This is a genomic window from Acinetobacter sp. UNC436CL71CviS28, from assembly GCF_000620525.1.
In the GTDB taxonomy this organism is placed as follows: Bacteria; Pseudomonadota; Gammaproteobacteria; order Pseudomonadales; family Moraxellaceae; genus Acinetobacter; species Acinetobacter radioresistens.
In genome coordinates, this window is the sequence record NZ_JIBB01000045.1 from 1 (window position 1) to 24,345 (window position 24,345).

A 24,345-nucleotide genomic window follows, 5' to 3' on the forward strand; every position below is an offset into this window, starting at 1 on the left:
GAAGACATATCATGATCCATACCTTTCATAGAAGACATATCGTGATTCATATCTTTCATAGATGACATGTCATGGCTCATCCCCATATCTTCCATAGTTAATAAAGCACGAGGGCGAGATTTAGGCATCTCAATTTGTTTGACTGCTGGGCTGCTTTCTTCATGTAATGTTCCCACTGAAAAACCGGTACGATCAATAGATTCAGCTTCAATTTGGTAATGTGCTTGTTTTGGTTCCACAATGACATCATAGGTTTCAGCAGTACCAATACGGAACTCATCTACAGGAACGGGCTTTACAGGTTGACCATCAGCACTGACTACAGTCATTTTTAGGTTTGGAATGCGTACATCAAAGAATGACATAGCGGAAGCATTAATAAAACGAAGGCGAACTTTTTCACCAGCTTTGAAGTTACCGGTCCAGTTTTGCTGAGGTGTTTTGCCATTCATTAAAAATGTATAACCAGTCACATCGGACATATCTGTTTTCAACATCCGCATCTGATTCCACATAGAGCGGTCTTGCCAAGTTGCCTTTAATCCATCACGTTTAACTTGTTTTAATACATCGAATACTGTTTCGCGACGGTTCTGATAGTAATCTGCTTCTTTTTTAAGATTTTTCATAATTTGATCACTTGTTGAATTATGAAAATCAGAAAGCAAAACAACGTAATCTTTATCGGTTTTTTCAGCAGCTGTTAGTGGAGTTTTATCTTTAGGATAAATAACAAAAGCACCATATAAACCGTCTTGTTCTTGTCCTTTACTATGTGAATGATACCAATAAGTACCATTTTGGCGGACTTTAAACTTATATTCATAAGTTTTATTAGGGGCAATGCCATTAAATTTGTTAAATCCAGGTACACCATCCATAATTCCAGGTAATAATAAGCCATGCCAATGGATTGAAGAGTCCTGATTTTTTAACTTATTGTGAACACGGATAACGGCCTCATCACCTTCTTCAAATTCAAGAAGTGGTGCAACGAATTTACCATTTACAGTAATTCTCTCAACTGGTTTTCCTGTGATATTTACAGTTTGTTCAGCGATTGTTAAATCATATTCTTTAACTGCCGCCATTACCCAAGTTGATGAAAATAAACCAACTCCAATTAAGAGTATATGACTTAACTTTTTTGACATTCTATCTCACCTTTAGAAAGGTCAAGATTGAAGTAATAAAGCAAATATTTAGTATAAACTTTAATACTTCTTTCTCGCTATTTATAAAATTATTTATTGCTACCAGGCATATTCATCTTTGAATGATCCATTTTAGAATGGTCCATATTCATCATAGAATGATCCATTTTTGACATGTCAGATGAGTTAGGAGACTGATGTTGACTATGATCTTGCTGAGTCTTGTCATCTTTTTCCATTTTACAAGGTTTTGTACAAGGTTCCTGTGCTTTTACCGTTTTAGTGGCACTTGAGGTTGATACATCTTTTGCCCAAGATTGAGTACCAGCAATTAAAGTTCCAGCACACATTAAAATTGTTAGACTACGACGCACTACAGTTTTCATAAGTTTCTCTAAAAGTTAATTTCTTGCTACTACAATAAAGTGAAGCACTGAACATCTAAGTGACTTGAAAATGACATTTTTGTAATCTATCTCGATCAGATGTTTTATAACGTTATTATAGTTTTAATGAATGACTTAGGATTCGGAAATGAGAATACTATTAGTTGAAGATGAACAAAAAACTGGTGATTATCTCAAGCAAGGTTTATCCGAAGCTGGCTATATTACGGACTGGGTTACAGATGGGTTAACGGGTAAACATCAAGCTCTTTCTGAAGAGTATGACTTAATTATTTTAGACGTGATGTTACCTGGACTAAATGGTTGGAATATTATCAATGATATTCGTAGCAGCGGTAAAACAATGCCCATTCTTTTTCTTACCGCCCGAGATCAAATCGAAGATCGAGTAAAAGGTTTAGAGTTAGGCGCTGATGATTATTTAGTAAAGCCTTTTGCTTTTGCAGAGCTTCTAGCTCGAATAAAAACGCTCCTTAGACGAGGGCAACAAAGAGAAGATAATAATATTATTAAGATTGCTGATTTAGAACTTGATTTGAGAAAACGTCGGGTAACACGAGCAGGTCAACGCATTGATCTGACGGCTAAAGAATTTGCGCTTATGGAGCTTTTTATGCGTAGAAGAGGTGAAATTCTACCAAGAGCACTTATTGCATCTCAAATTTGGGATATGAACTTTGATAGTGATACAAATGTAGTTGAAGTCGCTATTAAACGATTAAGAAATAAAGTAGATAGTAATTTTACCCCTAAGTTAATTCAAAATATTAGAGGAATGGGGTATGTATTAGAGGTAGAAGATGAATAATAAATTATTCAAATCTATCAGTTTTCGTATTGGTATTATTTTCTCATTATCGACTATATGCATTCTCATTATGATGGGGTTTTTCATCCATAAATTAGTGATGCATCATTTTGAAACGCAAGATCGTACCCAATTAGAAGGTAAAATCCAGCTTATTCAGAATCTTCTCCAACAGCATCCTAAAAATTCTCCAGAACTTGATCTATATTTGAAAGATGCTTTAGTTGGACACCATGATCTTATGGTCCAAATAGAACGACCGGCAGGTCAGATTTTATTTAGTTCAACACCTTCAATCATTAATACTCAACAGTTAATCAAGTCAGCAAATAACCCTTGGATTAAATGGAAAATTAAGAATAAGACCTATCGTGGCATGATCTACACTACAGGTATAAATAGAAATTCTGAAATACAATCTGTACGAATTATTGTTGGGATCGATACATCAGAACATCTACATTTTCTAAAAGATTTTAAGCGTCAACTTTTGTATATTGGTTTGGCTGGTACAATTTGTTTAATGTTTTTAGGTTGGTTTGCAACCTGGAGAGGTTTAAGACCAGTGCAAAAAATGGCTAAGGTCGCAGAAGGAATTTCTGCTCAACATCTTTCAGAACGTTTAGAAGTTGAGCATACACCAACCGAACTAAAATCATTGGCAATCGCCTTCAATGCTATGCTGGACAGACTAGAGTCAGCTTTAGAAAAACTTTCCGATTTTTCATCTGATTTAGCACATGAAATTAGAACACCGATTAATAATTTAATGACCCAAACTCAAGTATGTCTCGCCCGTAACCGAGATATTGGTACTTATCAAGAAATACTATTTTCTAATTTAGAAGAATTTGAACGTTTGGCTCGAATGGTGTCCGATATGCTTTTCTTGGCAAAAGCAGAACATGGCTTAAATTTACAGAACTTACAGAATATTGACCTCATTAAAGAAGTTACCGCTTTATTTGATTTCTATGACGCTCTAGCTGCCGAAAAAAATATGACACTTCAACAAACAGGATCTGGCAATGTAAAAGGTGATCCTGCTATGTTACGTCGCGCACTCAGCAACCTATTGTCTAATGCAGTTAAATATGGAAACAAGAATTCTACAATACAGATAAAACTTCAACAGAATTTAGATAACACAATATTTTCAATTGAAAATGAAGGCCCTGAACTCTCTCCTGAACAACTATCCAGATTATTTGATCGTTTTTATCGAACAGATGCGTCTAGACAAAGAACAGAAGAAGGAACCGGCTTAGGGCTTGCCATAACAAAATCTATTCTTGATATGCTTGGGGCGACCATCCAGGCTGAATCCCTCAATGGTCGAATCATTTTTACCATTGTTTTTCAAAGTGAATCCATGCAAGGGGAATCATTTTAACTCATTTTTTGAACATCTTCCATTTACCCGAGTTGACCTTACATAAAGCTCAAACTGAGAGCCAGAGCTACGCCAGCACCTATCATGGCAATTGTGTAGCCAAATATGATAGCTCGGCCAAACTGTGCCCCCCCTGTCATCCATGCAATTGTCGCTTTGCTTAACATGTTGCTCAGTGTGGCCAGCCCTAGCGCGACAGCAGCCACATTTGTTGTTAAGCCTTCAGTACTATGCAGGCGGGCAAGTGAGACTAAAATAGCATCTACGTCTGCTAGCCCAGAAATAGTCGATAATACGAAGATGCCGCTGGTGCCCAACCATTGTTTTGCTGCCGGGACCAAGACTGCCATGACAGCCAGGAAAGCAGCGAAGCTGAATGCTGTCCCAAGATCAAAAGGAGCCATTGCTTCTATTGTTCGATCGTTGTTTTCAGCGCTGGTAATTTGGCGTTGTCTCCACAATGCCATACCCAGCAGAAGGATTCCCGCAATCATCATTGCACCACCAAAAGTGCTTAGCAATGCTGGCTCAATGACGCCTATCAGCACAACCATACGAAAAAACATGATGCCACAGGCAGCCAATGTTCCAGAAATAGCAGCACTGACCATGACGGGGTGCTGGCGTGTATAGCGTGCCAGTGCGACAGTTGCAGCTGTAGAAGATGCCAAACCACCCAATAGACCTGTCCAGAATATGCCTCTTTCTGAACCGGTAAGCCGCATGGCAAAATGACCTGCCAGAGAGAGTCCGGCAATCAGGATCACTGCCCACCATAACTGGTAAGGATTTAATGCAGCAAAAGGTCCCAGACCCGTATTGGGTAAGTAGGGTAATATAACGACAGAAAGTACCAGCAACTGCAGGGATGCGGTTAATTCACGATGCTCTATCAAGCGTAGCCAACCGTGTAAGGTTGGCTTGAGATCCAAAAATACAGCGACGATTACAGCCGCGGTTAATGCTAAAGTAACATTACCATGGGATGCATATGCACCTAAAACTAATGTCAACAGCATCGCGATCGTCGTGGTAGCGCTTAGATTACCGGAAAGTTTTGCGGTACGCGCGTAGGACACTGTTAATAATAAGGAAAGCCCTAATACGGCCGCGACCAGCGGCCAAGGCCCGAAGTTTGGTTGTAAATGACCGAGCACTCCTCCGAGCAATCCTGTCAATGTGAAGGTACGTAGGCCTGCTACTCGGCTGCCCTCGGGCAATTCACGATCGTGCCATCCTCGTTCTAAACCAATGAGCAGGCCGATGGCAAGTGCTGCAATCAGGCCTGATACATCTGGTGGAAGAAAAAGACTCTCTATCATAGCTTTTTATGTCGCAGGCGAAGGGCATTCGTGATCACTGAAGCTGAACTCAAACTCATAGCCAAGGCCGCAATCATCGGTGACAACAACCAACCGGTAAATGGGTAGAGTACGCCAGCTGCTATTGGGATACCCAAGGCATTGTAAAGGAAAGCAAACATGAGGTTCTGTTTCATGTTGCCAACAGTAGCTTCCGAAAGTGAACGGGCAACCGCGATACCGCGTAAATCTCCCTTGACCAAGGTAACTTGAGCACTATTCATTGCGACATCAGTCCCGGTCCCCATAGCGATACCAACATCAGCCTTGGCTAGTGCTGGTGCATCATTAATTCCATCGCCGGCCATGGCAACAATACGACCTTCCTTCTGTAATTTGCTTACAAGTTCCAGTTTATCTGCTGGCTTAACCTCACCATGTACTTCATCAATACCCAGACGTGCTGCGACTGTACGTGCAGTGGTGAGACCATCTCCCGTTGCCATCACGATCCGTAAACCTGCTTCCTTCAGGGTGGCAAGTGCTTCGGGGGTACTTGTTTTGATTGGATCAGATACAGCAAGCAGGCCAGCCAATTGACCATCAACAGCGAGATACATCACACTTGCACCTTCTGAACGCAGCTCTTCGGCTTGCGGAATCAGAGATTGTACCGAGATACCTAATTGCTCCATCAGTGCTGTGTTGCCCAAAGCTAACTGACGATCGCCCACTTGACCTCGAACACCAATCCCTGAGCCTGATTCAAAATTATCTGGTGTTTCAAGAGACAGGCCACGTTCGTGTGCTGCATTTACAATCGCTTCGGCTAGCGGGTGTTCACTGCCTTGATCAAGACTGGCGGCTAAACGTAATACTTCAGATTCATCGAAACCTGATGCGGCAACCACACGATCGAATACAGGGCGTCCTTCGGTCAACGTACCTGTTTTATCAATGATTAGTGTGTCAATCTTGCGCAGATTCTCAATGGCTGCTGCATCGCGGAACAACACACCATGAGTAGCACCTTGACCCGTTGCAACCATGATAGACATTGGAGTTGCCAAGCCTAGTGCACAAGGACAGGCAATAATGAGTACTGCCACAGCATTGATTAATGCATAAACCCAGCTCGACTCTTCTGGGCCGAACAGTCCCCATCCAAAGAAGGTAAGCAAGGCAATGGCTACTACAGCCATGACAAACCAACCTGCAACCTGATCAGCCATGCGTTGCATTGGGGCTCTTGAGCGTTGAGCTTGCGCCACCATCTGTACGATCTGAGACAACATGGTACTTGAACCAATTTTCTCTGAACGCATGATCAATGAACCATTGGTATTCAGGGTAGCACCAATGACTTTATCACCGATGCGTTTAGTGATCGGTAAAGGTTCACCTGTCAGCATAGATTCATCCAATGAACTGCTTCCATCGGTGACTACACCATCCACAGGAACTTTTTCACCTGGGCGGATGCGGAGTAAATCTCCTACATGGACATGAGTCAGAGGAACATCTTCCTCAGTTCCATCGGGCAGGATTCGGCGAGCTGTTTTAGGAGCAAGTCCGAGGAGTGACTTAATTGCAGCAGAAGTTTGCGAACGTGCTTTTAATTCCAGTATTTGCCCCAGTAGGGTCAAAGAAATGATGACCGCTGAAGCTTCAAAGTAAACAGCGACACGACCCATGGAGATAAATGAGTCTGGAAAGATTTGTGGTGCAATGGTCGCAACCACACTGTAAATAAAAGCAGCCCCTGTACCTAGACCGATCAGGGTCCACATGTTTGGGCTGCGATTCACAACCGATTGCCAACCACGGGAAAAAAATGGCCAACCTGCCCACAGTACAATTGGGAGTGACAACACTAATTCAATCCAGCTCTGAACTGCCATGTCGAACAGGTTCAGTTGATGGCCAAACATCGCCAAAAAAGTCACGATGATGGTCAATGGCAGTGTCCACCAGAAGCGTCGGCGGAAATCACGTAACTCCGGATTCTCATCTTCCTCTAATTCAGGAATGAGTGGCTCCAGTGTCATTCCGCATTTAGGACAGTTTCCAGGATGATCTTGTTTAATTTCTGGATGCATTGGGCACGTATAGATGATCGTGCCTGTTGTGCTTGTCTCATTAACGGATTGAGTAGTCTGATGATGCTGTGTATGTGCATCGGCAGTCGTCGTTGCGGGTTTAGCGATATATTGCACCGGGCTGCTATGAAACTTTGATTGACATTTATCACTGCAAAAAAAGTAAGTTTTCCCCTTAAATTCCTCATGGTATTTCGATTCTTCAGTGACGGTCATACCACAGACTGGGTCTTTCAGTACGTCTGTTGTAGCCTGTGCCATATGGTCCTGGTTATGATTTTTTTGATCTGACATAAATAATTCTCTTATGGTAAAGTGGTTTTATGGCCGAATTTTGGAATAAATCTCGGAGTCTGTTGAGCATAGCTGTCATAGACAGCGCCAAACTGTTTACTCATTTCAGCCTCTTCCTTAATTGCCAAGCGGCTGTACATTAAGAGTAGGATTGGAAACATAATCAGTGTCAGTAAAGTTGGCCATTGCAATAAAAAACCCAGCAAGATCATCACAAAAGCCACGTATTGTGGGTGACGTATACGTGCATAAGGGCCTGTGATCGCTAAAGAATGCTGACGTTGCTCGTTGTACAGCACGTGCCATGACGTTGATAACAGGTAAAATCCATAGCCCAAGAAAACGTAACTGGCGATATGCAAAATGCCAAAATGTGGATCACCTTTTTCACCTAATAGCGTTGACCACAAGTGACCTGCATTATGAGAAAGTAAGTCAAGTTGAGGGAAGCGAGTTTGAAGCCAACCAGATAACAGGTAAATGGTTAAAGGAAAACCATACATTTCGACAAATAGAGCAATGATAAAAGCCGAAAAGACCCCAAATGTACGCCAATCGCGCGCAGTGGAAGGTCTAAAAAAACTGAAAGCGAACATGATAAAAACTGCTGAGTTAATGATAACCAGCGTCCATAAACCATAAGCCGATTCCGCATGATTCATGATGGATCTCCTGATAAGAGCTATTTTTTGTTATCAGATATATCGGATTTTTTTTGCTGCGAGTGGTTATGCCCATGACCACCATGCATAAAAATATGCATGAGTGGACAAGCTAAAAGGAGTAAAAAGGGTAAAAAACCAACGACATGGGCCAAATGCTCGGTTAAGAGAAAATAGGCTGCCACACCACCAAGCACTAATAGACCGATGGCATAACGTGTAGACCAAAAGTTAGGTACTGAATTATGTTCTTGAGGTTGATGGTTCATGGTGCTTCCCTCTCTAATTCATGGGTAATTATTTAGTTGTGGAGGGAGGCATACAGTCCATCATCATTTGCATCATGGATTGCATCATGTCCATGCGTTTTTCCATCATTTGCTGACGGTCAGCCATATTGGCATTCATGCTTTGGCTACCCATCTGTTTCATCATGCTTATACCTCCTTGCATGAGTTTCATGTGCTCAGCCATAAGTTTCTGACGTTCTTGCGGGTTTTTTGCAGCCATCATCTTTTCATGCATGGCTTGCATCGCTTTCATGTGCTGGTCCATTGCAGCCATTTTGTCTGGAGTCATCGTGCCAGTAGCTGTCTTTTTAACAGTGACTGTGGATGGAGGAGTATTTTCTGGGTGATGAGTTTTATGCTCTTCAGGATTTTGGGCTAATGCACCTAGAGCGGCAGTGGTTATACAAAGTGCAAGTAAAGTTTGGCGGATATAAGTCATGATATTTTCCTTCCATCAGTTGATCAGCCGATACAACCTTTAAATGAATGAAGCAAACAAATAGAGAGAGGTATTTTTCATTTATTTGCTCCACTCATTCTTTTGATGAAGTTGATCGCTGGTTATGCCACCGGTGTTTTACTTAGGTGGTAGCTGGTTATAGTCAATTTTTTTATTTCTATTGAATAATTTTATCACTTGAGTCTATTGATTTTTAAAAATGACAAAAATGTAATTTTGAAGTCATCGCTCTGTTTCTGTCTCTCACTAATAATTGAAATATAAGAGGAGATGATGTGGTCTCATTAAATATAGATTTTATAAAGTCATCTCTAATGAACTAACGAATCAAGAGGAAACTTAAATGAAATTATTTCAAAATAAAATGACTGCTCTACGTAATGTTGTAGTAGCTGCAACGATGATTGTGGCTACTACAACTACGTTCGCTCATGTGAGTTTAGTGAGTGCGATTCCTGCGGAAAATGCATCTATCCTTAGTCAACCAAAGAACTTGACCCTTAACTTTGGTGCAGAGGTTATGTTGATGAATATTAAGTTACTGGATGCTCAGCGAAGAGATGTTCCTTTAAAATATAAAGTTACTCATGACTTAAAGAAATCCTTTGATGTCGCTCTTCCGAAACTGAAAAAAGGTAAATATACCGTTGTCTGGACAACAATGGGGAAAGATGGTCACAACATGAATGGTGAATATAGTTTCACTATCAAATCAACTAAATAAGAATTGATTACCTTTCAACATGTCAGTGAGGTGCTGGCATGTTGTTCTAGAATGGACAAAAATAATGATTTCTGAATATTGGATGTGGGCCACTTGGTTAACTAAGGTTATTTTATATTTAAGTGTAGCTTTTGTCGTTGGTGGAGCCTTTTGCTATTTTTTACTTAGACAATATCTTGAACTAAAAGAATCGATTCTTAAATATATTACAATTGGCGCTGGATTAGGCCTAATTTCCAGTACCTTGGGATTTTTTATTCTGATTGGTAGTTTTGCCAATACTGGTATTACAGGGATGGTGGACCCCACGTATATTAATATATTGGTTAATACTCCGACGGGGTATATATACGTTCTTCGTTCTATTAGTTTTGCTCTTTTACTTCTTCTCATGGTGGTTAAACTTAACAGGAACAAAGGTCATTTTTCTATAATTGAAAGTTCAATATTTTGTATTTTACTTATCCCGATTATTTTTAGTTTTTCCCAGCTCGGACATGTCGCTAATTTAACCTTACTTGCTCAAATTTTATTATCAATCCATATTCTAGTTATGTCGTTATGGATGGGGTCTTTATATCCGTTATGGAAAACCAGCCGGGAAATAAGTGGTTTACCTTTAAAAGATCGCATGCATGTATTTGGACGTATTGCTGCTTTCATTGTTGGGATATTAATCGCCTGTGGCGCTAGTGTAGCTCTTCTTTTAATTAAAGATTTTAATACCTTAATCAATACTGCATATGGCTATGGTTTCATGGTTAAAATGTTTTTTGTTATAAGTATTCTACTTTTAGCTGCCTTCAACAAATGGTATTTCACCCCGCGTCTTCAACATCCTAAATTCGCTAAACACCTTAGTCATGCCATTTTATTTGAGATGTTATTAGGTCTATCAATTCTATTAACAACAGGCTATATAACCACTGTCGTGGGTATTGAATAAGAGAATTTCAAAATAAGGGAATTGAGGAAATTTAACATTACTGCATTTATCTTTTGTAGCTGAGCAATAAAGTTTCTACTGGACTGTCAACTTACGACAATCAGAACAGTAAAATCGCATCATGAGGCATTATACATAAAGGTAGTCACCGGTTTTTAGCTTATCTTCAACCCATAACGGTCTCATCTATTCAGTTCACTACCATTGATTGAAATAACTAATCTTATAAATTTCAGAGTGATCGTAGATGACAAAAATGTCATTTTAAAGTCACATTAATGTTGGTTAAGTACTTTTACTGTAGTCATTAGAACACTCTTCTTTGGAATACTCTGAAGAAAACTGTAAGGTTATAAACAGACCAAGTTACAGCGAGTAACTGATTCAGAAAAAGGCTGGTTGTATGGTGAAAGTTTAGAGTTACTGTTCTAATGTTTTCAACAAATGTTTTGTTAAAAAGGAGCAACATATGAAATTTCACATCGCTAATATGACTTGTGGTGGTTGTGCACGCGGCATTACTACCGCAATTAAAGAGCTCGACTCGAATGCCTCACTCGATATTGATTTACAAAACCGTATCGTTGAAATCAACACAACAGTGAGTCAGGATAAAGTCATTGCAACTCTCAGTGAGCGTGGATTTACAGCTGATCCTGCTTAATCTCTGTTAGAGTAACAGTGGGAATTCCTTACCACTTTTACTCTCTCTTATTTTCCTCATCGTACAGATAAAACCTGTACTTGCTTGAAATAAAAGTAATCCCTGAATTCCCCCTAATCTTGGTTCGAGCTGATCTTCGCATATAGAACTCAGCATATCTAAATGATAGAGATCGTATATGAGTACCGAAATGACTGATACGCCACACTACAGTGAAACATTAGAAATTGAGGGGATGACATGTGCTTCTTGTGTAGGCCGTGTGGAAAAAGCTTTAAAATCTGTTGAGGGTGTTGAATCGGCTCATGTAAATCTGGCTACCGAAAAAGCAGTCATTTATGCGCATCAACCACTTGATCGCGCTACTCTAATTAAAGCCGTAGAAAAAGCAGGCTACGAAGTGGAAGCGCTGCAACCAATAGAGCTTACGATTGAGGGTATGTCATGTGCTTCTTGTGTAGGTCGAGTAGAAAAAGCCTTAAAATCTGTTGAGGGTGTGGAATCAGCACATGTAAATCTGGCTACTGAAAAAGCGACTATTCAGGCAAGCTCATCTGTCACTCGTGACTCGTTAATTCAGGCTGTCACCAAAGCAGGGTTTGAAGCAAAGTCAGTTCATCAAACTACGGAAAGCTTTCAAGATAAAAAAAATATTGAATTAGAAAAACTTAAAAAAGATTTAATTTTGTCAGTCCTATTGACTCTACCCGTTTTTATTTTAGAAATGGGATCACACCTGATTCCCGCCTTTCATACGTTTATGATGGATAACATTGGCCAACAAAATAGCTGGTTAATGCAATTTTTCTTGACCACAGTAGCATTAATTTTTCCAGGCCGACGCTTCTTCAAAAAGGGCATCCCAAGTTTATTCCGCTTAGCACCAGACATGAATTCCTTGGTGGCTGTAGGAACATTGGCTGCTTATCTTTATTCAGTGGTTGCTACTTTCTTTCCAAGTGTCCTGCCACAAGGCACGGTCAATGTTTATTATGAAGCTGCAGCGGTTATTATCACTTTAATTCTATTAGGTAGATTTTTTGAAGCCAAGGCAAAAGGCCGAACGTCTTTAGCAATTCAACATCTAGTTGGAATGCAGCCTAAAGTTGCCAGAATACAGCTCAATAATCAGATGATAGAAGTTCCGATTGCCGAAGTTCAAACAGGAACGATTGTAGAGATTAGACCAGGCGAGCGTATCCCTGTCGATGGTGAAGTTATTCACGGCCAAAGTTTTATTGATGAATCCATGATTACTGGCGAGCCTATGCCCGTTGAAAAAACGATAGGCTCTACTGTGGTAGGAGGAACAATTAACCAAAGTGGTAGCTTAAATATCAAAGCCACCTCTGTTGGTAGTTCATCAGTGCTTTCTCAAATCATCCGAATGGTTGAACAGGCACAGGGTTCCAAGCTGCCTATTCAGGCATTGGTTGATAAAATTACCATGTGGTTTGTACCTGTAGTAATGGGTCTCTCTCTTTTAACTTTTCTTACGTGGTTTATCTTCGGCCCTGAACCAGCCCTAACTTTTAGTTTAGTGAACGCGGTTGCTGTACTCATTATTGCATGTCCTTGTGCGATGGGACTTGCAACGCCTACATCAATCATGGTGGGAACTGGGCGGGGTGCTGAAATGGGGGTTTTATTCCGTAAAGGTGAAGCTTTACAGCTGCTCAAAGAAACTAAAGTGGTTGCAGTTGATAAAACAGGGACTCTGACTGAAGGGAAACCAATTTTAACCGATCTGCATGTCTTAGAAGGTTTTGAATACAATACCGTACTTTCACTGATGGCAGCCGTTGAATCAAAGTCTGAGCACCCTATTGCTCGAGCAATTGTACAAGCCGCTATAGATAAGGAATTAATCCTGTCCCCTGTTGCTGATTTTAAATCAGTGACCGGCTACGGAATAGAAGCGAAGGTTTCTGAGCATTTGGTTCATATCGGTGCAGATCGATATATGGAAAAACTAGGTTTGAATCCTAATGTTTTTTCTCAATTTTCGGATCGTTTGGGAGAAGAAGGAAAAACCCCTCTCTATGTTGCGATTGACCAGAAACTTGCTGCCATTATTGCTGTAGCAGATCCAATTAAAGAATCAACATTTGCTGCAATTGAAGCGTTACATCAGTTAGGTCTAAAGGTTGCCATGATTACAGGTGATAACCGTCATACAGCTCAAGCGATTGCAAAAAAACTAGGTATTGATGAGGTTATTGCTGAAGTCTTACCTGAAGGTAAAATAGAGGCCGTTAAAAAATTAAAAAATCAATATGGTAAACTCGCATATGTTGGAGATGGCATTAATGATGCCCCTGCACTTGCAGAAGCAGATATTGGTTTAGCGATAGGTACAGGTACAGACGTAGCTATTGAAGCTGCTGATGTGGTTTTGATGTCTGGCAACCTGAAAGGAGTGCCAAATGCTATCGCTTTAAGCAAAGCGACTATAACCAATATTCGTGAAAATTTATTTTGGGCATTTGTTTACAATGCAGCTCTGATTCCTATTGCAGCAGGTGTACTTTATCCGCAATTTGGACTGCTACTTTCTCCTGTATTTGCTGCAGGTGCAATGGCTCTCTCGTCAATATTTGTACTAGGAAATGCTTTACGATTAAAACGTTTTAAAGCCCCCCTTGCAATTATTTAACCCTTTTTTATATACATTTAAAGTTTTGTTGGCTTCACTTTATATATTTGGAAATGAGATCCTTATTACAGGCATAACAACAGTAGTGGGTATTGAATAAGATAATTCTAAAATAAGGTTGTTGAGGAACTCAAACATTAGAGTACTTATCTTTGGTAGCTTACTCATACTTTTTTCTAAAAATAATACAAATAGTTTTTATCTTAGGTAACAATTTACTTTTGAAGTTCTATTCAGTATGCTTTCTGCGAATCTCGAGATGATTTTTTCGTATGCCACATAATAAGTTCTCAAAACTTATTCTTGCGTTTGTCCTGTTTTTGTTTGCAATAACAACAACGGGAGCTTACACATGGGCGCCAGTTATAGCTAAAAATCTTGATCATCATCATGATGTGACTATCTCAGTTGAAACAGACAGTTCCAGCCAATGGTCTCTTATTCATCATGCTGAAGAGCAAGTCTTAATAGAAGATACTAAAAATCACAACTGGACCAGTTATGATGAAGCACCTTTTCATCATTCTACTCCACCGGTTCAAGCTAAAGACCAAATGAGCATTGATCCAGTTTTTCTCTTGAGTTTTTCCCTCCCCCTCATTCTGATTTTCCTGAGTCTTTTTGAACGACCCGTTCGATCCTATGCACTTAGGAAAAGGATAGAATATCTTTGTAATTCCTATATATTTACAAAAGGTTTAATTGTTCTAAGAAATTGATTTTTCTGTACAAAAAATAATTTTCATTTTTTTGTATAGGTAAAGTCATGTCTAAAAAATATCAGATATTTTTGGCCTGTGGTTTAGTAGCAGCAACGACTCGATTATTTGCAGCATCTGATTACGTTCAGCTACAACAACAGGTAATTTCAAACGATTCAATTTTGAAGAGTTTGCAACAGTCTCAACATGCATATGCCATAAATCAGAAATATGCCGGTAGACTTAATAATCCTACGTTTAATCTTGAATTAGACAATTTAGGTAATTCAGACCTTAAAGATCTTGATGGGCCAACGACGATGATTGGTTTGTCTCAGGATATTCCTCTCAATAATAAACGCACTTTGCGTAAACAGTTGGCGGGTTTTCAGGGCAATAACAACCAATTTGAGGCATTGAAGCGTCAGGCTGAATTAAAGGCCGATTTCCGTGTTTGTATGTCAAATTGGTATGTGGCTTCAAAACGGGTAGAAATTTATTCTACCGAAAGCAAGATGAACGCGAGACAAGCCCATGTTCTGAATGAAAAATTGAAGTTTGGCAGAGTGATTCCATCTGATGTTCAATTGAGTTCAGCTTTATCGTCTGAATCAAAACTACGTTATCAGAACGAAGTGAAGAAAGTTCAATTTCAAAAAAATCTGTGTTCCAAATTCATATCTGTATTACCTGATCAAGCAATAGAAGTTCCTTTAAGCATTAACTTTGAGGATAAAGTGAGTTTATCTGAACAAGACGCCTTGCTTAAAACTCAACTGGCTAAAACCCGGTATGAATTAGCTAAAAAAGAAGCCATACCAGATATTACGCTGGGTTTAGGGGTAAGGAACTATCAGGAAACCAACGACAAAGTATTCCTGGTTTCTACATCAATTCCATTAACTGTTTTTAATCGAAATAAGGGGAGCATTGCACTTGCACAAGCTGAGCAAGTGCATGCAGAAACTCGTTCTATTCTCGTAAACCGTAACTCTAAAATTGAATTAGAAAATAAGTCTATTGAAGTATCCAACCTGATTGATTCGATCAAAAATTATGATCAGTCGATACTTCCTGCCACCAAAGAAAGTTTGAGAATTGCTGAAATGGGGTATCAGGCAGGAAAAATTTCTTTACTTGAATTCAATAGTATTAAGCAAATTTGGTTGGATAAACATCTCGCTCGATTCGATTTGTGGTTGGCTTTGCAAAATCAAATTGCAGAGGTTGAACGAAATTATGTGACCAATTTAGATCAAGAATAAGGCCTGAAAATATGAATAAACCAACCAATACTTTAATTACTACAGGTGTTATCGCTTTATTAGTCGTTTTATGTGCAATCGCTTGGTATAAAACCGGTAATAAAGCCGAAACTTCAAGTCAGAGTGAAGGGGCTGAAGAAAAAGTTGCTGTGGCCGGAGATGAAAAAGGACCGCATGGGGGCCGTTTATATCGCGATGGTGATTTTGCTGCTGAAGTCAAAATATTCGAGGAAGGGGTAGAGCCTCATTTACGGGTGTATGGCTATTTTAAAGATAAGCCATTAAAACCAAAAGAGATTAGCGCCAATATTTTTATCAAGCGTCTTGATGCAGAACAAACCATATCATTTAAGCCTGAAAGTGATTACTTGATTGGCAATGAAATTGTCTATGAGCCACATTCATTCTTGATGGTGATCAATGTTGATTATCAAGGTAAAAAACATACTTGGAAATGGGATACCAAAGAGGGACGAGTCACTATGCTTGATAGCAGTATCAAGAGCAGTGGTTTGGAACTTTTAAAAGTTGAACCCATGATGTTTGAAAATGCACTCGAACTCAAAGGTGAACTGAAATTTCCTGATAATTTTGAAAGTTTTATTACCCCTAAAGCGAGCGGAACATTAATAAAAACGTACCGTTCAATTGGCGATCAAGTGAATCAGGGGGATCTTTTGGCGACTGTACAAAGTCCGGATTTAATTCGTCTTAATGCGGAACGTACTCTTGCATTGGATACCTTACAATTTGCCCGTAAAAAGATGGAGCAGGAACGAGCTTTATTCCAAAAGCGTGTTTCACCTGAAATTGATTACATCAATGCCAAACGTGAATTTGAAAATGCTCAGACTAGGGCCAATGAACTCAATAGTTTAATCAGCTCTTATGGAGGTGCGGGTAATGGAACAATTGAAGTCAGAGCCGCAATGTCAGGTACGATTTTACAAGTGCTTGGAGCAGTTGGTTCTAATGTAACGCCATCATCTCCATTGTTCAAAATTGCCAATACATCTCAACTTCTTGCTGTGGTCAATGTGCCAGCAGATAAATTGGATGCCATTAATCCAAACAATAAAGTAACTGTTAAGCCTCAAACTCAAACAGGCACAGAAGAAGCGTTGGGACGTATCAAATATATCAGTGATGTGATTGATCCAAAAACACGAACTGCGCAAGTCTTTATTGAAATTCCAAACCAGTTTAAATGGCGTTCAGGGCAGTTAATCACTGCACAAATCTTTGAAAACCAGAGCATGAAACCGATGGTTGTCCGTGAAGATGCTTTGCAAAACTTCCGTGATTGGGATGTGGTGTTTATTCGTGTCGGGAATGACTTTGAAGCACGTCCTCTAGAGTTAGGCGATAAATTTAATGGTTTTGTTGAAGTTAAATCTGGTCTAAAAGCAGGGCAGATTTATGCAGCAGGTAATTCTTATTTATTAAAAGCAGAGCTGGGTAAATCTGGCGCTACTCATGATCATTAAGGAGTAGCGTTTATGTTTGACCAAATTGTAAAGCTCTCGATAAAGAATCGTTGGCTGGTACTGATCATTTTCCTATTCATAGGGGCATTTGGCGTTTACAACTATTTTAAACTGCCAATTGATGCTGTACCCGATATTACCAACGTACAAGTTCAAATTAACAGTGAGGCCCAGGGCTTATCTCCAACCGAGATGGAGTCCCAGGTCACCTACCCAATTGAAACGGCTTTGGCTGGTATTCCTAATCTGGACTATACCCGATCAGTATCCAGATACGGCTTATCTCAAGTGACTGCGATTTTTAAGGAAGGCACGGACATTTACTTTGCCCGTCAGCTAGTGAATGAAAAGTTGCAAGGGGTTACACCAAGTCTCCCGGGGGGGATATCGACTTCTATGGGTCCTGTTTCTACAGGACTTGGCGAAATCTTCATGTACACGGTGGAAAATGCAAAAAACAACCCGACTCCACTTTCACCGACTGAATTGCGAACACTTCAGGATTGGGTGATCAAGCCTCAGCTTCGAAATGTCGAAGGTGTGAATGAAATCAATACGATTGGTGGCTATTTAAAACAATTTGTTGTACAGCCCGACTATGCGTATTTACGAAGTATTGGTCTAGATCAAAAGACTATTTTGGATGCTATTTCTAAAAATAGCATGAATAAAGGTTCAGGCTATATTGAGAAGAATGGTGAGCAGTACTTGATACGTTCTGATTCTCAAATCAGTTCGATTGAACAAATTCAGAATATTCCGATCACCACAAGCAATGGTTATATTTTGCGTTTAAAAGATGTAGCTAAGATTTCTATTGGACATGAACTCCGTACAGGTGCTGCAACAAAAGATGGCCAGGAAATCGTGCTGGGTACAGCTTTTATGCTGATTGGAGAAAACTCTCGTAATGTCGCTCATGCAGTAGATCAAAAATTACAGCAAGTCCAAAAGTCTTTACCTGAAGGTGTTGAAGCCAAAGCAGTATATAACCGTACGACATTAGTTGATGCCACGATTGAAACCGTGAAGAAGAATTTGCTCGAAGGTGCAATTCTGGTCATTGTCGTGTTGTTCATTTTTCTTGGTCATTTCCGTGCTGCACTGATTACCGCAATGGTGATACCACTGTCTATGCTGATGACCATAACAGGTATGGTGAATCAGAAAATTAGTGCAAATTTAATGAGTTTAGGGGCTTTGGACTTCGGGATCATTGTAGATGGTGCCGTGGTAATTGTTGAAGCCTCACTTGCTAAATTGGCGATGAAGCAGAAAGAATTAGGACGAATACTCACCCGTCAAGAACGATTCACGACGGTTTTTGAAGCGACTAAAGAATCACGAAAAGCCATTCTCTATGGTCAGTTGATCATCATCTTAGTGTATTTGCCGATAATGACCTTGACTGGGGTAGAAGGCAAGATGTTCACGCCTATGGCAATGACCGTGGTGATGGCATTGGTTGCCGCTATGCTTCTATCGATTACATTTGTACCTGCAATGGTGGCTTTAGTGACCGCAGGTAAAATCAAAGATGAAGAGTCTAGAATTGTTCACTTCATTAAAAAGATTTATAACCCGGTCTTAGATTGGTCATTGAATCATAGATACAAGTTGATTGCTTTTGTAGCCGTATTCTTTGTATTCAGTGCAAGCCTTTCAACACGATTGGGGTCTGAATTTATCCCCTCTTTAGATGAAGGTGATGTGGCCTTACATGCGCTGCGTATACCGGGCACGTCCTTAACTCAGGCGGTAGAAATGCAATATGCGCTTGAGAAAGAAATCAAGAAAATCCCTGAGGTTCAAACGATATTTGCCAAAGTCGGTACGGCTGAGATTGCAACTGATCCGGTGCCGCCAAACGTAGCTGATAATTTTGTCATATTGAAACCACGCGATCAGTGGCCAGATCCAGATAAAGAAAAATCCGCTATCGTTGCTGAAATTGAACGTGTTTCTAAAGGTGTATATGGGAACAACTATGAATTCACTCAACCGATTCAAATGCGATTCAACGAACTTATTTCAGGTGTCCGTACTGACGTTGCTGTAAAAATTTATGGAGATGATTTAGAGCAGCTTTTGGAATTGGGGAATAGTGTTGCAGATGTACTTGAAGGTGTGAATGGTACAGCTGACTTGAAAGTTGAACAGATGTCGGGACTGCCAATGGTGTCTGTTGAACTCAAAAAAGATATGATTGCGAACTATGGGCTAGATGCAGAAGATGTGCAAAAGCACGTTTCTAGTCTAATCACCGGTGAAACAGCAGGTAAAGTATTTGAGGGTGATCGTAAGTTCGATATTGTTGTACGGATGGATCAAAACTCAGTAACTGAACTGGAAAAACTGTATCAAATTCCTGTCAATTTACCTGATGGTTCAAGTGTATTGTTGTCCGAGTTGATTGAATTAAAGAATATTCAAGGACCCAACCAAATTTCTCGTGAAAATGGCAAGCGTCGTATTGTTATCACGGCAAACGTGCGTGGTACTGATATCGGTAGCTATATTGCTGAAGCACAATCAAAATTAAACTCTGATTTCCAAATGCCAGAAGGGTATTGGCTCACTTGGGGCGGTACTTTTGAACAAATGGAATCAGCCTCTAATCGACTTATGATTGTTGTACCCATCGCATTAATTTTGATATTTGCAATGATCTATATGGCCTTAGGCAATATCAGAAATAGTGTGCTGGTTTTTACCGGTGTGCCTTTTGCATTAACGGGGGGAGTCATTGCTTTAGCACTCCGTGATATTCCTTTCTCTATCTCGGCTGCTGTAGGCTTTATTGCTTTATCAGGTGTTGCAGTACTCAATGGTTTGGTACTCGTATCGGCCATTCAGAGATTACGTGATCAGGGTGAAGGGCTGATTGATGCAGTAAAACATGGCGCATTAGAACGTATGCGGCCAGTGCTGATCACTGCACTGGTTGCCTCTTTGGGCTTTATTCCGATGGCTTTAAACGTGGGGATTGGTTCAGAAGTACAGCGTCCAATTGCAACCGTTGTCATAGGGGGAATTATTTCCTCAACGCTACTTACCTTGATTATCCTGCCAACATTGTACGTTTGGTTTAACCAAGCTCGTCAGAAGAAATCTGAGGATTTCGCTGAGCAGAACGGGTAGAGCAGTTCAATATGATGGCAGTAGTGCAAGATTCAAAAATGAAATATGGGATGATGTGGCTGGTCTGCATCATCAGTCTTGCACTATGTCTGCATTTTAACGAGCATGCGACTGAAACCCGCTTTCAAGAGCATGCCTATGTAGATGTGATTCATACTCATCATCATGAGGTAAATCAGCAACATTCACATCATCAAGATAACTATTACGAACATTTTTCTAATGTTGCCTCTCTCAAAGAGATAGCACTCATCTTGCTTCTGTTAAGTGCGCAAATATTTGACCGCACTCAGAAATACGCTCTATTGCTTGCAAGTCGTATTTTTAAACCTCCAAAAAAAATCATAAGTTTTTTTGAACTATTTTTTAATTTTTGGAGTTTGATTTAGATGCAAATTATTGATTCACATTATGTGAAGCTCAAAACCTATTTAAAGCTGTTGATTGCTTTATGTATGGTCTTGATAAGTCCTGCACTTTTTGCTCATGGTGTTGCAGAGGGTGATAAAGGCTATATACAGGAAATCTACGGTGTTCATGTGATCCCCTTTATCTATCTGGGTGCCAAACACATGGTTACAGGTTATGACCATTTATTATTTCTGGTCGGTATTATTTTCTTTTTATACCGTATGAGAGATATTGGTTTGTATGTCAGCCTTTTCGCCATGGGCCATTCAGTTACTATGCTAATAGGAGTCTATTACAACATTTCGATGAATGCATACATTATTGATGCAATCATTGGTTTTTCTATTGTTTATAAAGCTTTAGATAATTTAGGTGCCTATCAGCGCTGGTTGGGATTCCAGCCTAATACAAAAATTGCCACGCTGATTTTTGGTTTGATTCACGGCTTTGGTTTAGCTGTAAAAATTCAGGAATATGAAGTGCCAGATGATGGCCTGCTTGCGAATCTGATCTCATTCAACATTGGGGTCGAATTAGGGCAACTCATGGCATTAGCCATCATTTTACTGCTTATGACGATGTGGAGAAAAACCCCTTATTTCTTCAGAACAGCATATCAAAGCAATGTCTTCTTGATGTTCCTTGGTTTTCTACTTGTTGGCTACCAACTCACTGGCTTCATTACTCAATAAGGATCTAAATTATGTTTAACGCTGAAATTCCAAAAGATGTTGAATTACCCTCTGCAAAAAAACTGATCAAATCAACTGTTATTGCTGCGGTGAGCGCCATTGTTGTTCTTGTGACTTGGGTAATGCCAGCCGAATACGCTATTGACCCTACTGGTGTAGGTAAAGTGTTAGGTTTAACCAAAATGGGTGAAATTAAGCAATCTTTAGCGGCTGAATCAGAGAATGGTATGGGAGAGACCTCTCAGGTCCCTTCAGTAATTACTGCTAATAGTTCGGTTGCTCAGGCTGCTGTATCAGATGAGAGCTCAAATATGATGCCAGCTATTAAGAAAGAATCGATCTCTATCGAATTAAAACCTAACCAGGCAACTGAAGTTAAGTTGGCTATGCCTAAACATGCCAGTGTAAGCTTTGACTGGAAATCTTCAGGTGGTGGTCTGAACTATGACACGCATGGCGATCCTGTAAATGCACCAAAAGACTTCTATCATGGATACGGTAAAGGTAAAAATGAAACTGAGCAATCTGGCACATTGACCGCTGCATTTGACGGAAAGCATGGCTGGTTCTGGCGAAACAGAACAGAAAATCCAGTGACTGTAACTTTGAATATTGAAGGTCATTTCAGTGAAATGAAAAAGGTCTTTTAATTTGTAAAATTCCAGATGAGGTCTAAGCCTCATCTGGAACCTTTATGGCATAAAAGTTAGGTTCTAAATAAGGAGTCCCTAAAATGCTAGAAGTATTAAAAAACACAACATATCGGCATTTGTTCTTAGCCCAAGTCATCGCTTTGATTGGTACTGGACTCATTACTATTGCTCTAGCTTTACAGGCTTATGACATCGCAAAAGAGCAAGCAGCCCAAGTCCTGGGTATTGCCTTGGCGATTAAAATGATTGCTTATATTAGTGTCGCACCCATTGCCTCCGCATTTGCAGAAAGATTACCGAGAAAAAAAGTTTTGGTAGGGTTGGATGTCATTCGAGCCTTAACCGCATTGTGTCTGCCTTTCGTGACTCAAATCTGGCAAATCTATATTTTGATCTTTATTCTTCAGTCTGCCTCAGCTGCTTTTACCCCCACATTTCAAGCCATGATTCCTGATGTATTGCCCATAGAAGAAGAGTATACAAACGCGCTGTCTCTATCACGATTGGCCTACGATCTAGAAAATATTATAAGTCCAATGCTGGCAGGCTTGTTACTCACTGTGATGAGTTATCATAACTTGTTTTTGGGAACTGTGGTTGGATTTATTGGTTCGGCACTATTTGTAGTCAGTGCGAAATTACCAAATGCGAAAATGCCGGAGTTTATCGGGGTATATAACCGAATCAAACAAGGCGCAAAAATATATTTCAGAACACCCCGCCTAAAAGCCTTACTCGCTTTAAATCTGGCTATTGCTTCAGCCAGTGCGGTTGTCATTGTCAATACGGTTGTTTTGGTTCAAACGACATTTGAATTAACTGAACAGGCGACTACTTGGGCATTTGGTTTATTTGGATTAGGCTCAATGCTTGCTGCATTTGCATTACCAAAAATATTAGATAAATTGAATGATAGAACTGTCATGCTTTCAGGCACTGTGGTTCTCGTCGTTGGACTGTTTAGCGGTTACTTTATTTCTGCCTATACTGGGCTATTAGCCCTCTGGTTTATATTAGGTATTGGTTATTCAGTTTCTCAAACACCAACCGGACGTCTTATTAGAAAGTCTGCTCCCAGTGAAAACCGGACAGCGCTATTTGCAGCTCAATTTGCATTTTCACATGCCTGCTGGCTAATCACTTATCCATTAGTGGGCTGGTTAAGTACAAACTTTGGAACGCTTATAACCTTTGTGCCTATGGCATTCATTGCCCTAGCATCAATGGTAGCTGCGTTTGTTATCTGGCCAAAAAACGATAATTTAGTTTTAGAAGATACTCATCTTGATTTACCAGAAGATCACGAGCATTTATTGCAGCACAACCATAAAGGTAAGCATGAACATGAATTTATGATTGATAAGTATCATCAACATTGGTCTAAATAGTGGCTTATATTTTTTTATTCTTAAGTGCATTTGGGGCAGCAACATTACTGCCTCTTCAATCAGAATCTGTATTGGCAGGAATGCTAATATTGGGAGAATATTCACCGGTTTTACTTATAGGTGTGGCAACGCTAGGGAATGTATTAGGTTCATGCGTGAATTGGTGGTTGGGAATACAAATTGAAAGATACAAAGATAAGAAATGGTTTCCTGTGTCTGAAGAAAAGCTATTAAAGGCACAGAACCTATATGGGCATTATGATTCACCTCTACTGCTATTAAGCTGGGTTCCAGTGATCGGTGATCCCATTACCCTGGTCAGTGGAATGCTTAAGGAGAAATTTTATAAGTTCCTTTTTTTAGTTTTGATGGCTAAATTTTCCCGTTATATTTTTATATATTTGATTTATTTAAAAATGGTCTAAGCCATGTTGGCTTTGATTAAAGATCATACAGTTGATATTCTAATTATTTGAGAGGGATTAAGATGAAAAGAATTTTATTAATATGCTTTATAGGCATGTCATTTACCTATGCGAATGCTCATTCTGGGGGAACGAACTCACAGGGTTGTCATACCAACAGTAAAACTGGTGATTACCACTGTCATTAATAGGTGCGCACACAGTTTTTTTATTTAAAAGACTGTGCTTTAAAGTTATAAGTAGCGTTTAACTGTACTAGCTCAAACCTGATCTGACAGTTACCCGATTTTTATTGTGCCTGTCAGGTTAAATTTGAGCTAAATT

Annotated in this window: 22 protein-coding genes and 2 pseudogenes; 17 read left to right on the plus strand and 7 right to left on the minus strand. The window is 39.8% G+C overall.

The features are described from left to right. Together N518_RS0113320 and N518_RS0113325 are read right to left on the minus strand one after the other, a co-directional pair. Positions 1–1,154, minus strand: a 1,154-nt coding sequence (locus tag N518_RS0113320; protein WP_026444379.1) for a multicopper oxidase domain-containing protein, incomplete at its 3' end; no start/stop codon positions are given. A gap of 89 nt (positions 1,155–1,243) precedes the next feature. After that, entirely contained in the window at positions 1,244–1,540 is a 297-nt protein-coding gene (locus N518_RS0113325) for a hypothetical protein (RefSeq protein WP_005006338.1), read from the minus strand. Between the two features lie 148 nt (positions 1,541–1,688). On the opposite strand from N518_RS0113325, the gene N518_RS0113330 reads away from it, so the two are divergent. Both N518_RS0113330 and N518_RS0113335 read left to right on the plus strand, forming a co-directional pair. Beyond that, complete coding sequence (locus N518_RS0113330) at positions 1,689–2,369, plus strand: heavy metal response regulator transcription factor (RefSeq protein ID WP_004679347.1); 681 nt, start codon at positions 1,689–1,691, stop codon at positions 2,367–2,369. Then, positions 2,362–3,762, plus strand: a complete 1,401-nt coding sequence (locus tag N518_RS0113335; RefSeq protein ID WP_010117047.1) for a heavy metal sensor histidine kinase — start codon at positions 2,362–2,364, stop codon at positions 3,760–3,762. The genes N518_RS0113330 and N518_RS0113335 overlap by 8 nt, the downstream gene beginning before the upstream one ends. Positions 3,763–3,800: 38 nt before the next feature. Here N518_RS0113335 and N518_RS0113340 read toward each other — a convergent pair whose 3' ends face one another. Genes N518_RS0113340 through N518_RS0113360 form a run of 5 tightly spaced genes read right to left on the minus strand, consistent with a single transcriptional unit; the run spans position 3,801 to position 8,847 of the window. Beyond that, the gene (locus N518_RS0113340; RefSeq protein ID WP_004679352.1) at positions 3,801–5,084 is read right to left on the minus strand and encodes an MgtC/SapB family protein; all 1,284 of its coding nucleotides are present in this window, start codon (positions 5,082–5,084) and stop codon (positions 3,801–3,803) included. Further along, the gene (locus N518_RS0113345; RefSeq protein ID WP_026444380.1) at positions 5,081–7,456 is read right to left on the minus strand and encodes a heavy metal translocating P-type ATPase; all 2,376 of its coding nucleotides are present in this window, start codon (positions 7,454–7,456) and stop codon (positions 5,081–5,083) included. The genes N518_RS0113340 and N518_RS0113345 overlap by 4 nt, the downstream gene beginning before the upstream one ends. Positions 7,457–7,467: 11 nt before the next feature. Next, positions 7,468–8,118, minus strand: a complete 651-nt coding sequence (locus tag N518_RS0113350; RefSeq protein ID WP_026444381.1) for a methyltransferase family protein — start codon at positions 8,116–8,118, stop codon at positions 7,468–7,470. Between the two features lie 20 nt (positions 8,119–8,138). Continuing rightward, positions 8,139–8,387 (minus strand): DUF2933 domain-containing protein, encoded by a 249-nt coding sequence (locus N518_RS0113355; RefSeq protein ID WP_026444382.1) that lies wholly within the window; start codon positions 8,385–8,387, stop codon positions 8,139–8,141. Between the two features lie 28 nt (positions 8,388–8,415). Then, on the minus strand, positions 8,416–8,847 hold the full coding sequence (locus N518_RS0113360) for a hypothetical protein (protein WP_005407407.1): 432 nt from the start codon (positions 8,845–8,847) through the stop codon (positions 8,416–8,418). A 364-nt stretch (positions 8,848–9,211) separates the two neighbouring features. Here N518_RS0113360 and N518_RS0113365 point away from each other — a divergent pair, with 364 nt between their 5' ends. The 15 genes and pseudogenes from N518_RS0113365 to N518_RS17130 all read left to right on the plus strand — a co-directional run bounded on the left by N518_RS0113365 (position 9,212) and on the right by N518_RS17130 (position 24,209). Further along, positions 9,212–9,592, plus strand: coding sequence for a copper resistance CopC family protein (locus N518_RS0113365; protein ID WP_004681441.1), 381 nt, complete (start codon positions 9,212–9,214; stop codon positions 9,590–9,592). A gap of 64 nt (positions 9,593–9,656) precedes the next feature. Next, positions 9,657–10,538, plus strand: a complete 882-nt coding sequence (locus N518_RS0113370) for a copper resistance D family protein (RefSeq protein WP_004733231.1) — start codon at positions 9,657–9,659, stop codon at positions 10,536–10,538. Between the two features lie 469 nt (positions 10,539–11,007). Beyond that, positions 11,008–11,202, plus strand: a complete 195-nt coding sequence (locus N518_RS0113375) for a heavy-metal-associated domain-containing protein (protein ID WP_004733233.1) — start codon at positions 11,008–11,010, stop codon at positions 11,200–11,202. A gap of 178 nt (positions 11,203–11,380) precedes the next feature. Beyond that, a complete protein-coding gene (locus tag N518_RS0113380; protein ID WP_026444383.1) occupies positions 11,381–13,858 on the plus strand; it encodes a heavy metal translocating P-type ATPase in 2,478 nt (825 codons plus the stop codon). A gap of 272 nt (positions 13,859–14,130) precedes the next feature. Beyond that, positions 14,131–14,577, plus strand: a complete 447-nt coding sequence (locus tag N518_RS0113385; protein WP_026444384.1) for a hypothetical protein — start codon at positions 14,131–14,133, stop codon at positions 14,575–14,577. A gap of 47 nt (positions 14,578–14,624) precedes the next feature. Beyond that, entirely contained in the window at positions 14,625–15,824 is a 1,200-nt protein-coding gene (locus tag N518_RS0113390; RefSeq protein ID WP_026444385.1) for a TolC family protein, read from the plus strand. An 11-nt stretch (positions 15,825–15,835) separates the two neighbouring features. Next, entirely contained in the window at positions 15,836–17,311 is a 1,476-nt protein-coding gene (locus N518_RS0113395; RefSeq protein ID WP_026444386.1) for an efflux RND transporter periplasmic adaptor subunit, read from the plus strand. 12 nt (positions 17,312–17,323) lie between these two features. Beyond that, complete coding sequence (locus N518_RS0113400) at positions 17,324–20,452, plus strand: efflux RND transporter permease subunit (RefSeq protein WP_026444387.1); 3,129 nt, start codon at positions 17,324–17,326, stop codon at positions 20,450–20,452. Positions 20,453–20,463: 11 nt separating this feature from the next. Further along, positions 20,464–20,841: a hypothetical protein gene (locus tag N518_RS0113405; protein ID WP_026444388.1), complete on the plus strand. Its 378-nt coding sequence runs from the start codon at positions 20,464–20,466 to the stop codon at positions 20,839–20,841. Beyond that, positions 20,842–21,555 (plus strand): HupE/UreJ family protein, encoded by a 714-nt coding sequence (locus N518_RS0113410; protein ID WP_026444389.1) that lies wholly within the window; start codon positions 20,842–20,844, stop codon positions 21,553–21,555. 11 nt (positions 21,556–21,566) lie between these two features. After that, positions 21,567–21,786, plus strand: a pseudogene (locus N518_RS17530) (transmembrane anchor protein); the annotation flags it as partial. An 80-nt stretch (positions 21,787–21,866) separates the two neighbouring features. Next, positions 21,867–22,205, plus strand: a pseudogene (locus tag N518_RS17535) (transmembrane anchor protein); the annotation flags it as partial. Between the two features lie 83 nt (positions 22,206–22,288). Continuing rightward, entirely contained in the window at positions 22,289–23,596 is a 1,308-nt protein-coding gene (locus N518_RS0113420) for an MFS transporter (RefSeq protein ID WP_026444391.1), read from the plus strand. After that, on the plus strand, positions 23,593–24,021 hold the full coding sequence (locus N518_RS0113425) for a YqaA family protein (RefSeq protein ID WP_026444392.1): 429 nt from the start codon (positions 23,593–23,595) through the stop codon (positions 24,019–24,021). The genes N518_RS0113420 and N518_RS0113425 overlap by 4 nt, the downstream gene beginning before the upstream one ends. A 95-nt stretch (positions 24,022–24,116) precedes the next feature. Continuing rightward, on the plus strand, positions 24,117–24,209 hold the full coding sequence (locus N518_RS17130; RefSeq protein WP_151809984.1) for a YHYH domain-containing protein: 93 nt from the start codon (positions 24,117–24,119) through the stop codon (positions 24,207–24,209). The last annotated feature ends 136 nt before the right edge of the window (positions 24,210–24,345 follow it).

Bases quoted from the DNA above. Each gene is read 5' to 3' on its own strand.
- N518_RS0113325 (WP_005006338.1), bottom strand. From the start codon at position 1,540: ATGAAAACTGTAGTGCGTCGTAGTCTAACAATTTTAATGTGTGCTGGA.
- N518_RS0113330 (WP_004679347.1), top strand. From the start codon at position 1,689: ATGAGAATACTATTAGTTGAAGATGAACAAAAAACTGGTGATTATCTC.
- N518_RS0113335 (WP_010117047.1), top strand. From the start codon at position 2,362: ATGAATAATAAATTATTCAAATCTATCAGTTTTCGTATTGGTATTATT.
- N518_RS0113340 (WP_004679352.1), bottom strand. From the start codon at position 5,084: ATGATAGAGAGTCTTTTTCTTCCACCAGATGTATCAGGCCTGATTGCA.
- N518_RS0113345 (WP_026444380.1), bottom strand. From the start codon at position 7,456: ATGTCAGATCAAAAAAATCATAACCAGGACCATATGGCACAGGCTACA.
- N518_RS0113350 (WP_026444381.1), bottom strand. From the start codon at position 8,118: ATGAATCATGCGGAATCGGCTTATGGTTTATGGACGCTGGTTATCATT.
- N518_RS0113355 (WP_026444382.1), bottom strand. From the start codon at position 8,387: ATGAACCATCAACCTCAAGAACATAATTCAGTACCTAACTTTTGGTCT.
- N518_RS0113360 (WP_005407407.1), bottom strand. From the start codon at position 8,847: ATGACTTATATCCGCCAAACTTTACTTGCACTTTGTATAACCACTGCC.
- N518_RS0113365 (WP_004681441.1), top strand. From the start codon at position 9,212: ATGAAATTATTTCAAAATAAAATGACTGCTCTACGTAATGTTGTAGTA.
- N518_RS0113370 (WP_004733231.1), top strand. From the start codon at position 9,657: ATGATTTCTGAATATTGGATGTGGGCCACTTGGTTAACTAAGGTTATT.
- N518_RS0113375 (WP_004733233.1), top strand. From the start codon at position 11,008: ATGAAATTTCACATCGCTAATATGACTTGTGGTGGTTGTGCACGCGGC.
- N518_RS0113380 (WP_026444383.1), top strand. From the start codon at position 11,381: ATGAGTACCGAAATGACTGATACGCCACACTACAGTGAAACATTAGAA.
- N518_RS0113385 (WP_026444384.1), top strand. From the start codon at position 14,131: ATGCCACATAATAAGTTCTCAAAACTTATTCTTGCGTTTGTCCTGTTT.
- N518_RS0113390 (WP_026444385.1), top strand. From the start codon at position 14,625: ATGTCTAAAAAATATCAGATATTTTTGGCCTGTGGTTTAGTAGCAGCA.
- N518_RS0113395 (WP_026444386.1), top strand. From the start codon at position 15,836: ATGAATAAACCAACCAATACTTTAATTACTACAGGTGTTATCGCTTTA.
- N518_RS0113400 (WP_026444387.1), top strand. From the start codon at position 17,324: ATGTTTGACCAAATTGTAAAGCTCTCGATAAAGAATCGTTGGCTGGTA.
- N518_RS0113405 (WP_026444388.1), top strand. From the start codon at position 20,464: ATGATGGCAGTAGTGCAAGATTCAAAAATGAAATATGGGATGATGTGG.
- N518_RS0113410 (WP_026444389.1), top strand. From the start codon at position 20,842: ATGCAAATTATTGATTCACATTATGTGAAGCTCAAAACCTATTTAAAG.
- N518_RS0113420 (WP_026444391.1), top strand. From the start codon at position 22,289: ATGCTAGAAGTATTAAAAAACACAACATATCGGCATTTGTTCTTAGCC.
- N518_RS17130 (WP_151809984.1), top strand. From the start codon at position 24,117: ATGTCATTTACCTATGCGAATGCTCATTCTGGGGGAACGAACTCACAG.